The sequence below is a fragment of the Aestuariivivens marinum genome (genome assembly GCF_022662175.1).
Taxonomy (GTDB): domain Bacteria; phylum Bacteroidota; class Bacteroidia; order Flavobacteriales; family Flavobacteriaceae; genus Aestuariivivens; species Aestuariivivens marinum.
This window is the reverse complement of sequence record NZ_JAKMCR010000002.1, coordinates 418161-430297: the sequence shown is the minus strand read 5'-3', so window position 1 is coordinate 430297 and position 12137 is coordinate 418161. Positions and strand designations below refer to the sequence as shown.

The 12137-nt window shown below is 34.8% G+C and carries 16 protein-coding genes; 10 read left to right on the top strand and 6 right to left on the bottom strand.

From position 1 onward, the window contains the following. Positions 1–56: 56 nt before the first annotated feature. Complete coding sequence (locus MR053_RS09190) at positions 57–551, bottom strand: metallophosphoesterase family protein (protein WP_242132151.1); 495 nt, start codon at positions 549–551, stop codon at positions 57–59. Positions 552–660: 109 nt separating this feature from the next. Here MR053_RS09190 and truA point away from each other — a divergent pair, with 109 nt between their 5' ends. Further along, positions 661–1404 carry a tRNA pseudouridine(38-40) synthase TruA gene (truA, locus tag MR053_RS09185; RefSeq protein WP_242132177.1) on the top strand — a complete coding sequence of 248 codons (744 nt, stop codon included), beginning with the start codon at positions 661–663 and terminating at the stop codon, positions 1402–1404. Then, positions 1405–3174, top strand: a complete 1770-nt coding sequence (locus MR053_RS09180; RefSeq protein ID WP_242132150.1) for an ABC transporter ATP-binding protein — start codon at positions 1405–1407, stop codon at positions 3172–3174. Between the two features lie 31 nt (positions 3175–3205). On the opposite strand, the gene MR053_RS09175 is transcribed toward MR053_RS09180, so the two are convergent. The 3 genes from MR053_RS09175 to folP all read right to left on the bottom strand — a co-directional run bounded on the left by MR053_RS09175 (position 3206) and on the right by folP (position 5641). Beyond that, a complete protein-coding gene (locus MR053_RS09175; RefSeq protein ID WP_242132149.1) occupies positions 3206–3991 on the bottom strand; it encodes a diadenylate cyclase in 786 nt (261 codons plus the stop codon). 35 nt (positions 3992–4026) lie between these two features. After that, a complete protein-coding gene (locus MR053_RS09170) occupies positions 4027–4719 on the bottom strand; it encodes a hypothetical protein (RefSeq protein WP_242132148.1) in 693 nt (230 codons plus the stop codon). Positions 4720–4816: 97 nt separating this feature from the next. Then, positions 4817–5641, bottom strand: coding sequence for a dihydropteroate synthase (gene folP, locus MR053_RS09165; protein WP_242132147.1), 825 nt, complete (start codon positions 5639–5641; stop codon positions 4817–4819). 190 nt (positions 5642–5831) lie between these two features. Here folP and MR053_RS09160 point away from each other — a divergent pair, with 190 nt between their 5' ends. The 8 genes from MR053_RS09160 (at position 5832) to MR053_RS09125 (ending at position 11626) form a co-directional block, all read left to right on the top strand. After that, positions 5832–6371, top strand: coding sequence for a DUF1599 domain-containing protein (locus tag MR053_RS09160; protein ID WP_242132146.1), 540 nt, complete (start codon positions 5832–5834; stop codon positions 6369–6371). A gap of 89 nt (positions 6372–6460) precedes the next feature. Continuing rightward, positions 6461–7555: a BT_3928 family protein gene (locus MR053_RS09155; protein ID WP_242132145.1), complete on the top strand. Its 1095-nt coding sequence runs from the start codon at positions 6461–6463 to the stop codon at positions 7553–7555. A 59-nt stretch (positions 7556–7614) separates the two neighbouring features. After that, the gene (locus tag MR053_RS09150) at positions 7615–7983 is read left to right on the top strand and encodes a four helix bundle protein (RefSeq protein WP_242132144.1); all 369 of its coding nucleotides are present in this window, start codon (positions 7615–7617) and stop codon (positions 7981–7983) included. 54 nt (positions 7984–8037) lie between these two features. Next, complete coding sequence (locus tag MR053_RS09145) at positions 8038–9114, top strand: ABC transporter permease (RefSeq protein WP_242132176.1); 1077 nt, start codon at positions 8038–8040, stop codon at positions 9112–9114. 25 nt (positions 9115–9139) lie between these two features. After that, complete coding sequence (locus MR053_RS09140; protein WP_242132143.1) at positions 9140–9625, top strand: TlpA family protein disulfide reductase; 486 nt, start codon at positions 9140–9142, stop codon at positions 9623–9625. 69 nt (positions 9626–9694) lie between these two features. After that, positions 9695–10444 (top strand): triose-phosphate isomerase, encoded by a 750-nt coding sequence (gene tpiA, locus MR053_RS09135; protein ID WP_242132142.1) that lies wholly within the window; start codon positions 9695–9697, stop codon positions 10442–10444. Positions 10445–10486: 42 nt separating this feature from the next. Beyond that, the gene (prmA, locus tag MR053_RS09130) at positions 10487–11323 is read left to right on the top strand and encodes a 50S ribosomal protein L11 methyltransferase (protein WP_242132141.1); all 837 of its coding nucleotides are present in this window, start codon (positions 10487–10489) and stop codon (positions 11321–11323) included. 27 nt (positions 11324–11350) lie between these two features. Further along, entirely contained in the window at positions 11351–11626 is a 276-nt protein-coding gene (locus MR053_RS09125) for an ATP-dependent Clp protease adaptor ClpS (protein ID WP_242132140.1), read from the top strand. A gap of 27 nt (positions 11627–11653) precedes the next feature. Here the strand turns inward: MR053_RS09125 and MR053_RS09120 are convergent, their stop codons facing one another. Then, positions 11654–11923: a heavy-metal-associated domain-containing protein gene (locus tag MR053_RS09120; RefSeq protein ID WP_242132139.1), complete on the bottom strand. Its 270-nt coding sequence runs from the start codon at positions 11921–11923 to the stop codon at positions 11654–11656. Further along, on the bottom strand, positions 11920–12126 hold the full coding sequence (locus tag MR053_RS09115) for a YgaP family membrane protein (RefSeq protein WP_223550766.1): 207 nt from the start codon (positions 12124–12126) through the stop codon (positions 11920–11922). Before MR053_RS09115 ends, MR053_RS09120 begins: the two co-directional genes overlap by 4 nt. Positions 12127–12137 lie beyond the last annotated feature (11 nt).

Sequence of the window (12137 nt, the reverse complement as noted above, 5' to 3'; positions counted from 1 at the left end):
ATCATCTTAGTAGTATTAGTGCGTGAAACCCAAAGCGAGAGCTTTGGGTTTTTTTGTTATCGTTTTTTAAATTCAATTACTTCCAAATTATCAATTTTACTTCCGTCTATGGTAAAGCGCAACATGGTTCGCATTTTATGAAACCCGTGTTTTCCAACAGCTCCGGGATTCATGTGTAAAAGATTTAGTTTTTTATCGGGCATTACTTTAAGAATGTGCGAGTGTCCACAAATAAATAGCTTTGGAGGATTGGTTCTAATTACATCACGAACACGAGTATTGTACGCTCCAGGATAACCTCCAATATGGGTGATCCAAACATCAATACCTTCACACACAAACCGATGATGTTTAGGAAATTCCAGTCTAATTTTTGTATCGTCAATATTACCATAAACACCTTTTATAGGTTTTAAGGCCTTAATGGCATCGGTTACTTTTAAGTCTCCAATATCACCTGCATGCCAAACTTCATCGGCTTGTTTTACATATTTCAAAATATCATCATCTATATAGCCGTGTGTATCTGAAAGCAAAAGTATTTTGGTCATATATCCTGAATTTATATCAGTAGCTTTTAATATATAATTAAGATTCGTAGTTGTGCAACAATAGTAAAACTAGCTATCTTTGCTATTTCAACAAAAGTATAAAAAGCGTTTGAGGTATTTTATTGAATTGTCTTATAATGGCAGTGCATACCATGGGTGGCAAAACCAGCCCAATGCCATTTCGGTGCAGGAGGTAATTGAAAAGTCATTATCGACCTTATTGGATGAACCTATTGCTATTGTTGGTGCAGGTAGGACGGATGCAGGGGTACATGCTAAGCAGCTATTTGCTCATTTTAATACGGAGGTTTCATTTGATAATGACAATCTAGTTTACAAACTCAATGCCTTTTTACCCAACGATATTGCCATACTTGATCTTTTTAAGGTAAAACCAGATGCACATGCCCGATTTGATGCGCTAAGCAGAACATATTTGTATCGCATTGCACTAAAGAAAAATGTGTTTACATATAACACAGCCTATTTTGTTAAGCAAACGTTAGCAATTGAAAAAATGAAGCAAGCGTCTAAAGTGTTATTCGAGTATAATGATTTTCAATGCTTTTCGAAGAGTAATACCGATGTAAAAACGTATCATTGTAATATCATGCAGTGTGATTGGCAATTGATAGATGATGAGCTGCAGTTGACCATTAAGGCCGATAGGTTTTTAAGAAACATGGTAAGAGCAATTGTAGGTACCATGATTAATATAGGATTGGGAAAATTGAGTGTTGAGGATTTACATGATATAATTAAATCCAAAAACAGGAGTGAAGCTGGGTTTTCTGTACCTGCCCACGCCTTATATCTAATTAAAGTGACCTATCCGAATGATATAAAATTATAAATGAAGGAGAAAAAAGAACATATTTTCGATGTTAAGCTTTTTAAGCGCTTATTTCAATACATTAGGCCTTATAAGGTCGTGTTTTTAGGTTTGGTACTGTTGGTGGTACTTTTAGCTATAGTTAGTGCTGCCACCCCAAAGATTACTGAATATGCCATTGATAATAGTATTGCAACAAAAGTTGAAAAGGATTTTATGTTCTATGTCATACTAATGTTAGGTGTGTTGTTTCTACAAACCGTTTTCCAGTTATTGTTTATCTATTACGCGTCTTGGTTGGGACAAAATTTGGTTATGGATGTAAGGGTAAAGCTCTTTGACCATTTACTTAAGTTTAAAATGAAGTATTATGATAACTCCTCTGTTGGGGTACTCATAACACGTGCCGTAACGGATATGGAGCGTATTGCGGATATTTTTGGACAAGGGTTGTTTATGATTATTCGTGATTTACTCACTATGGCAGTAGTGTTTAGTTTTATGCTTTACTCTAATATTAGATTGAGTTTAATAGTTTTTATTATGCTCCCGGTATTGATATACGCTACACGAGTTTTTCAAAAATATATGAAGAAGGCTTTTGAAGAGGTGCGTACCGAAGTTTCCAATCTCAATTCCTTTGTACAGGAACGTTTAACCGGAATGAAAATACTTCAATTATTTACAAGGGAAGCCATTGAATACAAAAAATTTAAAGCCATTAACGAACGTCATAAAAGGGGTTGGTTAAAAACGGTCTGGTATAACTCTATTTTCTTTCCTATAGCAGATTTGGCATCATCGGTGACTATAGGATTGGTAGCTTGGTATGGTGGTTTAAACGTTGTATTGGAAGGTAAGGTAACCCAAGGTGTTCTTGTTGCTTTTATTATGTACATTCCTATGCTATTTAGGCCTTTGCGACAAATTGCCGATAAATTCAATACGCTACAAATGGGTATGGTAGCAGCCAACAGGGTATTTAAAGTATTGGATACTACTTCACAGATTGATGATAATGGTACTTATGTTGCAGAGCATTTTAGGGGCCATATTAGGTTTAATAATGTACGATTTAGTTATGTTGAAAATGAAGAAGTACTTAAAGGTGTTTCATTTCAAGTTAATGCAGGTGAAACCATTGCAATTGTTGGAGCAACAGGAGCTGGAAAATCGACCATTATTAATTTATTGAATCGCTTTTATGAAATTAATGACGGTTATATTACCATCGATAATATTAACATCAAGGAAGTGACTCTAGCATCATTGCGCACCCAAATTGCTGTGGTATTACAAGATGTATTTTTATTTGCCGATACCATTTTAAATAACATTACGCTAAATCATCCAGAAATTACAGAAGCTGAAGTTATTGAAGCAGCAAAAGCCATAGGTGTGCATGAATTTATAAGTAGCTTGCCAGGTGGTTATCACTATAATGTAAAGGAACGTGGTGCCATGTTGTCATCTGGGCAACGGCAATTAATATCCTTTTTAAGGGCTTATGTTACCAACCCTAGTATTTTGATATTGGATGAGGCTACCTCTTCTGTTGATTCGTATTCTGAACAGCTTATCCAAAATGCTACCGATAAAATAACCAAAGGCAGGACCTCTATCATTATAGCACACCGTTTAGCTACCGTTAAAAAAGCCGATAAGATTTTGGTTATGGAATCAGGTAAACTTGTAGAACAAGGTACCCATAAGGAACTGCTTAAAAAGAAAGATGGCTATTATAAAAATCTTTACGAAGTACAGTTTTTACAGAAGGAAGAGGTAGTTTAATCGAAAAGAATTCCTCTGTGTTCCTTATCAATTAAACCAAATCATTTTTAATGAGTTTGTTTAGCTCATTGGTGTCTTCAAACACCACAAACTCCCCATCCTTAAAATAGGAAATGTGTCCTGTTTCCTCACTAACTACCAGTGCAACGGCATCTGTCTTTTCGGTAACTCCAATGGCGGCCCTATGGCGTAAACCAAAGCGTTGAGGTATGTTTTTTTCATTGTTAACCGGAAGTATAACCCTTGTGGCCTTTACAATATTGTTACTCACAATAATGGCGCCATCGTGAAGCGGACTGTTTTTAAAGAAAATACTTTCTATGATAGGTTGGGTGACTTTAATATTCATTTCATCGCCTGATGACGATAAAAAATCAAGATTATTATTGCGCTCAAAAACTATTAATGCACCGGTTTTGGACATAGCCATTTTGTTGCATGCAGAAACAATGGCGTCAACATTGGTGGTGTTGGTAACTTCTGTTTTTAAGAATTTAAATTGCTTAAAAAGTTTTCCCCGCTTGCCAAAGTTGGTGGAGCCAACCATAAGTAAAAACTTCCTGATTTCTGGTTGAAAAACAACGATTAACGCAATAATGCCCACTTTTATAAAACCACCAAAAATACCAGTTAGCAGTTCCATGTTTAGGAAGTCTGTTAAGCGCCATGCCCCATAAATAATAATAATTCCAATAAAAATATTAATGGCCACAGTACCTTTTACCAATTTGTAGAGGTAGTAAAGTAATAGGGCAACAAGGATAACGTCTATAACGTCTACAACCGAAAATTTTAAAAGATCTTTAAAAATATCCAAAAGATTATGGTTTTGGTAAATTTAGTAAAAAAGGGTTAATCTGTGATGAATTCATGGTTTGATATTTTGGCGTTACCTAATTCAAAACTATTCAATTTGGACTTGATACCTATATAATCCTGAAAAGATATATTTTTATGATAACCAACATAGATTATTACATTCCCGTAATGCAGTAAATCTGATTTTATACCATTAAGCAAATCATCTTTTTTTGAACCATTACTGGTCGAGCATGAACCAGAAGCGTAGTGGATAGGTATTGAATCATTAGAAATTACGTTTATAAAAACCTTTTGGTTTGGTTCGGATTCTTGTTTGTTTTTTTTATCAAACGCTCTAATTCTCTCCTCATGATAAATTACATCCGTAAACTCCAAAAATCCTAAATTATTACTGCTGGTATCATGGCAGGAAAAATAGTTTTTGGCATTCGGGTTTTTATGGCCTGCATTTTGTTTTTTCTCTTGTAAAAATTGAATGTATGGGATTACTTGTTTCAACCTGAGGCGTTTGTCCACATTAACCAACCAATTGGTGGTGCTAATCAAGTTTTTTCTATTTAATGAAACACTATCAGGTTGTGTCTCGTCGTAAAACAAATAAGCGGCTGAAACATCACTGATTTTGGTAATTTCTGCATGATCGATTTCAGGCAGTTGTATCACTTTTTTATTTCCGCAAGAAAACATAAATAAGGTAATAGCCAATAGGAAAGTATATTTCATCTGTTAATATTTATTTGTTTTTAATTGTCAGATGGAATGCCCTAATTATCATTATCGGTAGGTTTGCAACTTTTGTTAAAGGGTATTTCATGATTTTTTAACAACTTAACGACTTAACCAATTGAATACACTCCACAGCTTCCTTCACATCGTGTACCCGCAAAATGGATGCGCCTTTTTGTAAAGCGATGGTATTCAAGACCGATGTACCGTTTAAAGCTTGTTGTGCAGAGTTCCCTAGTGTTTTATAAATCATGGATTTTCTAGAAATACCTACCAATAAAGGTTTTTCAATCATATTAAACAATTCCAAATTATTTAATAATTCAAAATTTTGTTCCAATGTTTTGGCAAAGCCAAATCCTGGGTCAATAATTAAATCAATAATGCCAAGTTCTCTAGCTACAGCAATACGTTCAGAGAAGTAAAATAGAATATCCTTAATCAAATGGTCGTATTGGGTTTGTTGCTGCATGGTTTGGGGTGTGCCACGCATATGCATCATAATGTAGGGGACTCGCAATTCGGCAACAGTAGATAACATGTTTTTATCTAGTTTTCCGGCAGAAATATCATTGATGATTGCGGCGCCAGTTTCTATACATTGCTTGGCCACTTCACTTCTAAACGTGTCTATGGAAATAAGTGCATGGGGAAATCTATCTAAAATTAATTTAACTATGGGCAGTATACGTTTTAATTCTTCAGTTTCACTAACAAAATCAGCTCCAGGACGTGAACTATAAGCACCAATATCAATAAATGTGGCATCTTCATCAATCATCTTTTCAACCTGGTTTAAAATGGTTTTATCATTTTTATAGGACCCACCATCATAAAACGAGTCTGGGGTTATGTTTAAAATGCCCATAGCCTTTGGCGTTGATAAATCGATGAGTTGTCCCTTACAGTTAATTGTCATAAAATTAAATATTGGCATTAAACTACCTTCTGGTAGGTACACGATTTTTTAAAAAATGTAAAATTCCCTTCAAAAATAGTGATTAGGGAATTCGTAGTGGCAATAAATAAAATATAAATGAAAGTTTAAACCTTAAACTTTGAACTTTTTAATTATTTATACGAAATTTACCCCAAATAGAATTTTATATATGCAAGATACTTCAAAGCAATACGATGCTGTTATAGAAACCTGTAAAAATTTGTTTGTTAAGAAAATGAGTGATTATGGTAGTGCATGGCGAATACTTAGATTACCGTCATTAACAGATCAAATATTTATTAAAGCACAGCGAATTCGTGGTTTACAGCAAAATGATGTTAGAAAAGTTGATGAAGATGAAGTAAGTGAATTTATTGGTATTGTTAATTATTGTGTTATGGCATTGATTCAGTTGCAAAAAGGTGTTGTGGAGCAGCCAGATTTAACTACACAAGAAGCAACAGTACTTTATGAAGAGCAAATTGCCATTACCAAAAAATTGATGGAGGATAAAAACCACGATTATGGAGAGGCTTGGCGTGATATGAGGGTAAGCAGTTTAACCGATTTAATTTTACAGAAGTTATTGCGCGTTAAACAGATTGAAAACAATAAAGGCAAAACCTTGGTTAGTGAGGGTATTGACGCTAATTATCAGGATATGATTAATTATGCGATTTTTGCATTGATTCATCTCAATGAAGGTTAAAATTGTCATTCCTGCGAAGGCAGGAATCCACTATATAAAAAATTAAGTTTCAATTAAAAGATTCCTGACTTCACAGGAATGACAGAATTATGAAAATATTAGTAACCATTTCCCGAATATTTGTAGGTGTATTATTCATTATATCAGGATTAATAAAATTGAACGATCCACTTGGGTTTTCTTATAAACTACAGGAATACTTTAGTGCAGAGGTATTAAACATCCCCTTTTTGGAACCTTATGCTTTGGGAATTTCCATTTTTGTAGTCGTTTTTGAAGTGGTTTTAGGGGTTTTCCTTTTAATTGGATATAAACCAAAATTTACTATTTGGAGTTTATTGGGTATGATAGTGTTCTTTACTTTTTTAACCTTTTACTCGGCATACTTCGATAAAGTAAAGGACTGCGGTTGTTTTGGTGATGCCCTAAAATTAACGCCATGGGAAAGTTTTACAAAAGATGTGGTATTGTTGTTTTTTATTTTGATTTTATTCTTTGGAAAAAAATATGTTAACCCTATATTTTCAAAATTCCCTTTAACGATTGTTGCTTTATTGGGCTTTGTTTTGAGTTTATGGTTTGGTTACCATGTGTTAATGCATTTACCTTCGGTAGATTTTAGGGCATATGCCATTGGGAAGAATATAAAGGAGGGTATGGAAATTCCAGAAGATGCACCTAAGCCAATTTTGGAATATAGTTGGAAATTTAATGTGAACGGAAAAGAAGAAATCATTGTTACCGATGGATCATACCCTTCAGTTGAAGGAGAATTTGTTGGTGTGGAAACCAAAATGATTCAGGAAGGCTATGCACCACCGGTAGTCGATTTTTCCATAGAGAGTGATGAAGAAGATTTAACCGAACATTTTTTAACCGAACATAATCTTTTAGTAGTGGTATCCTATAGCTTGGAAAAAATTGAAAGAGGAGGGGCTATAAAATTAAAGGCTTTACAGGAAAGGGCAAGAGATAATGGTTATGAAATCATTGGGTTAACAGCTTCTGGAGAAGATGCCAAACAACGTGTTAAAGAGGATTATGGTATTGACTTTGACTGGTATTTATGTGATGAAAAAGCCTTAAAAACAGTAGTGCGATCCAATCCTGGAGTTTTGGAATTAAATAGCGGAACCGTGATGCAAAAAGTCCATTGGAATGATATAGAAAGCTTGAAATTTTAGTGTTCAGTTGGCAGTGGCAGTTAGCAGGATTTTGTGAAATTAAGTAAGTAAACAGTAAAATGAAGTTTGAAGATTTGTTGGCCTATAAGAAAGGGTTCGATTTGGTAATGGATATTTTTGATGAGTCTAAAAGGTTTCCAAAAGAAGAAAAATATGCTTTGACCGACCAAGTAAGGAGGTCTTCAAGAAGTGTCTGTGCAAATATTTCTGAAGCATATAGGAAAAGATTGTATCCAAAGCATTTTATCAGTAAACTAACAGATAGTGATGCAGAAAATGCTGAAACCCAAACCTGGCTCAAATTTGCTTTGGCTTGTGATTATTTGCCAAAAGAGAATTATGAAGAACTTTTTCAAAAAAGTGAAGAAGTGGGGAAATTGATAAACTATATGATATGCAACCCAGATAAATTTGGTTGTAAAATATAAATAAAACTCTTACTGAACACTGAACACTGAACACTGAACACTGAACACTGAACACTGATACACTATTTCCTAAATAAAACCACTTACGCCTTACTCACATTATGGGGAGTCGTTACCGTTATTTTCTTTTTGTTTAATGTGCTTCCGGGAGACCCAGCTCAAATGATGCTCGGTCAAAACGAAGATAGTGAACAACTGATATTGGTAAAACAAAAATATGGATTCGACAAACCATTGGGGACTCAGTATTTATATTATTTAAATGACCTGTCGCCACTTTCATTCCACTCTCAAAAACCCGAAGATTATACGTTTTTAAGCCAAGGCAAATATAATGCTGTTGAGTTGTTATCTTTTGGAAATACAACCATTGCCCTTAAAACCCCTTATTTACGCGAATCTTTTGCTAAACAGGGTAAAAAAGTAACCCAGGTATTGACCGAAACTTTACCCAATACATTTGTTTTAGCAGTTTCGGCTATCATCATAGCTATTATTGTTGGAATATTGCTTGGCATTGTTTCAGCCTTATACAAGGATAGGTGGTTGGATAGGGTTATTCAGGTGTTTAGTACTCTGGGGATGAGCGTACCATCTTTTTTTAGTGCTATTTTGTTTGCTTGGTTATTTGGTTATGTTTTGCATGAGTATACCAATTTAGAAATGACAGGTAGTTTGTATGAGCTTGATGATTTTGGTGAGGCCATGCATATTAAATGGAAAAACTTAATATTGCCGGCCATCGTTTTAGGTATTCGTCCTTTAGCAGTGGTTATTCAATTAATGCGGAATTCTTTGTTAGAAGTTTTTAACCAGGATTATATTCGTACGGCCCGAGCCAAAGGATTAAGCGAATTTCAAATCATTAAGCGCCATGCGGTAAAGAATGCTTTAAACCCTGTCGTTACAGCTATTTCAGGATGGTTTGCCTCCATGTTGGCCGGTGCTGTTTTTGTAGAATATATTTTTGGCTGGAATGGTTTGGGAAAGGAAATTGTAAATGCCCTTAACACCTTAGATTTGCCCGTTATTATGGGTTCAGTTTTAGTAATTGCAACTTTATTTGTAATGATTAATATTTTAGTCGACATAATATACGTTTGGTTGGATCCAAAAGTTAAATTACAGTAATACATTAGTTAAAAATATGAAGAAAATGAACTACCTACTCATTTTATTAATTAGTCTTTTTAGTTGTAATGTCAATGAAAGCCCTAAACAATTTAGTGAAGCGGCTTTAAGTGATACGTTTACCACATTACAGGGCGAAACAATTGATTTAAAATCTATTTTAGAAACCCATAAGGGAAAAACCATTTTAATTGATATTTGGGCGTCTTGGTGCGGGGATTGTTTGGAAGGTTTGCCTAAGGTTAAGTCCTTGCAATCGCAATATCAGGATGTGGTCTACATTTTTTTATCCTTAGATAGGGGCGAAGCCGCTTGGAAAAAGGGAATAGCTAGATATCAAGTCGATGGGGAGCATTATTATATGGCCTCAGGAAAAAAGTGTCCGTTTGCAGATTTTGTAAAAATCGATTGGATTCCAAGATATATGGTAATAAATAAAGCAGGAAATATAGAATTGTTTAAAGCAGTAAAAGCAGATGACCATAAGTTGGTAAAGGCCTTAAAAAAATAGTATTTTTGTGGAATTATTAATCAATATAAACAAAAATACCTTTTTCAAAAGGAGTTTAAGTTCAGACTTATGAGAAGACAAATTGTTGCCGGAAACTGGAAAATGAATAACGATTTGGCACAAACCCAAGCGTTATTAACCGACTTGCAAAAGCAAACCCAAACCTCGAATGCTGAAGTTATGATTGCACCTGCTTTTACGAACCTCTACCAAGCTTTCGAAACTTTAAAGCAAAGCAATATAGAAGTTATAGCACAAAATATGCATTTCGCAGAAAGTGGAGCATATACTGGTGAGGTTAGTGCCAATATGTTAAAAAGCGTTGGTATTAATACTGTTATTTTGGGACATAGCGAACGTCGGGAATATTTTAACGAAACCGATGAATCTTTGGCGAAAAAAGTAGATGCAGCCTTAGAAAAAGGGATGCAAATTATTTTTTGTTTTGGAGAGCAATTAGCGGATAGGAAATCTGGTAACCACCAAAATATAGTTGAAAGCCAAATAAGGAAAGCATTATTTCATTTAGAGGCTTCTTCATTTCAAAACATTATATTAGCTTATGAGCCTGTTTGGGCCATTGGCACAGGGGAAACGGCAACCCCAGAACAAGCCCAGGATATGCATGCCTTTATAAGACAGACCTTGGAAGATAAATACGGAAGCGATGTGGCCAATTTGGTTTCCATTTTATATGGTGGTAGCTGTAAACCTAGCAATGCCAAGGAAATATTTTCTAACCCCGATGTTGATGGTGGATTAATAGGAGGGGCTTCTCTTAATGCTGAAGATTTCTATGCAATTGTAAATGCGTTTTAAATTAGAAGGTTTTTAAAGCATACCGATCTTACGAAAACATAGATGTCCAATACAACTTACATAGGCTATCAATTTAAAGTAAGCCCTTTGCAACCAGCAGTAGACATTCTTATCGCGGAATTGGGATATGCCGGTTTTGAAAGTTTTGTTGAAACAGATGAAGGTGTTACGGCTTATATTCAAAAGGAGGAGTGGCATGAGGCGATTTTAGACGATATCCAAATTTTAAAATCCGATGAATTTAAAATTAGCTACACCTTTGAAGAAATTGAGCAGACCAATTGGAATGCGGAGTGGGAGAAAAACTTCAATCCCATTATAGTAGACAACGTATGTTCGGTCCGTGCACCATTCCATGAGAAGCCAGATACGCAATATGATATTATTATAGAACCTAAAATGAGTTTTGGCACTGGGCACCACGAAACTACCCACATGATGATCCAACATATATTGAATAATGATTTTAAGGATAAATCGGTATTGGATATGGGTTGTGGTACCGGAGTTTTGGCTATTTTGGCCGAATTAAAGGGCGCTAAGCCTATTGATGCCGTCGATTACGATAATTGGTGTTATTTGAATAGTTTAGAAAATGTAGTGCGCAATGATTGTGACCATATCACGGTGATTGAAGGCGATGCTTCTGTTTTAAGCAATAAAAGCTACGATATTATTATTGCCAATATCAATAGAAATATTCTGCTTCAGGACATGGCAACGTATGTGTCTTGTTTAAATCCAAACGGGATGTTGCTTTTAAGTGGATTTTACAATGAAGATATTCCTGTAATACAAAAAGAATGTGAAACCCATTTGTTAAAATTTGAAGAAAAACTAGAACGGAATAATTGGGTTTCGTTAAAATTTTTAAATTAGTGCAAGTAAATTGCAAAAGTTAATACTATGGGCTCAAAAGAAAAAGTATCAGAGGAGCTATTACTTGAAGAAGAAGTGGTTGCACAAAATGAAATTGTGTTGTACAATGACGATGTTAATACTTTCGACCATGTTATTGATACATTAATCTATGCCTGCGAACATACTGCAGAACAGGCCGAACAATGTTCTATTATAGTACATTATAAGGGTAAATGTACAGTTAAAACTGGACCTTACGACGATTTAAAACCGCGTTGCACCATGCTCTTGGATGCTGGTTTAAGTGCGGAGATTGTATAATAAAAAAAGTGCTTTAAAGCACTTTTTTTATTTAGTCATTCTTCCCGCGGCACAGCTTACAAAAGATTTAGCCTTTGTTGTTAGTGCATTTTTTTCTCCAACTACGGGATATCCTAATTTAGCCAAAAGTTCTTTTGCTTGGGTGAGGTTGGTTTCATCTTGATATAAAAAGGTAACCGTAAAATCATTTGTGTTAACCAATACCTCTGTAATGTGTTCTAAACCACTTAGTCGCTTTTCTATGGTGCTAGCACAGCCACCACATTTTAAGTTTTGAACTTCTAGGGTTGCTTTCATTTTTTATGCTTCCCAGTGTTTATGTTAAACGGTTTGTATAACGGACAAAAACTAACCAAACTGGTCAATACAAAAATAATAGCTAAAGCCATTAAAATATATGCCAATGTACCTTCAATTACATTAAAGAAGTAAAGCAGAAAAATACCTATTGCCACTAAAACCCTTATGGTTTTATCGGTGGCTCCCATGTTTTTTGTCATAATATTGAATT

What these genes read in the sequence shown, in the direction of transcription:
- MR053_RS09190 (WP_242132151.1), bottom strand. Translation starts at nt 551, where the DNA reads ATGACCAAAATACTTTTGCTTTCAGATACACACGGCTATATAGATGAT.
- MR053_RS09180 (WP_242132150.1), top strand. Translation starts at nt 1,405, where the DNA reads ATGAAGGAGAAAAAAGAACATATTTTCGATGTTAAGCTTTTTAAGCGC.
- MR053_RS09170 (WP_242132148.1), bottom strand. Translation starts at nt 4,719, where the DNA reads ATGAAATATACTTTCCTATTGGCTATTACCTTATTTATGTTTTCTTGC.
- folP (WP_242132147.1), bottom strand. Translation starts at nt 5,641, where the DNA reads ATGACAATTAACTGTAAGGGACAACTCATCGATTTATCAACGCCAAAG.
- MR053_RS09160 (WP_242132146.1), top strand. Translation starts at nt 5,832, where the DNA reads ATGCAAGATACTTCAAAGCAATACGATGCTGTTATAGAAACCTGTAAA.
- MR053_RS09155 (WP_242132145.1), top strand. Translation starts at nt 6,461, where the DNA reads ATGAAAATATTAGTAACCATTTCCCGAATATTTGTAGGTGTATTATTC.
- MR053_RS09150 (WP_242132144.1), top strand. Translation starts at nt 7,615, where the DNA reads ATGAAGTTTGAAGATTTGTTGGCCTATAAGAAAGGGTTCGATTTGGTA.
- MR053_RS09140 (WP_242132143.1), top strand. Translation starts at nt 9,140, where the DNA reads ATGAACTACCTACTCATTTTATTAATTAGTCTTTTTAGTTGTAATGTC.
- tpiA (WP_242132142.1), top strand. Translation starts at nt 9,695, where the DNA reads ATGAGAAGACAAATTGTTGCCGGAAACTGGAAAATGAATAACGATTTG.
- prmA (WP_242132141.1), top strand. Translation starts at nt 10,487, where the DNA reads ATGTCCAATACAACTTACATAGGCTATCAATTTAAAGTAAGCCCTTTG.
- MR053_RS09125 (WP_242132140.1), top strand. Translation starts at nt 11,351, where the DNA reads ATGGGCTCAAAAGAAAAAGTATCAGAGGAGCTATTACTTGAAGAAGAA.
- MR053_RS09120 (WP_242132139.1), bottom strand. Translation starts at nt 11,923, where the DNA reads ATGAAAGCAACCCTAGAAGTTCAAAACTTAAAATGTGGTGGCTGTGCT.
- MR053_RS09115 (WP_223550766.1), bottom strand. Translation starts at nt 12,126, where the DNA reads ATGACAAAAAACATGGGAGCCACCGATAAAACCATAAGGGTTTTAGTG.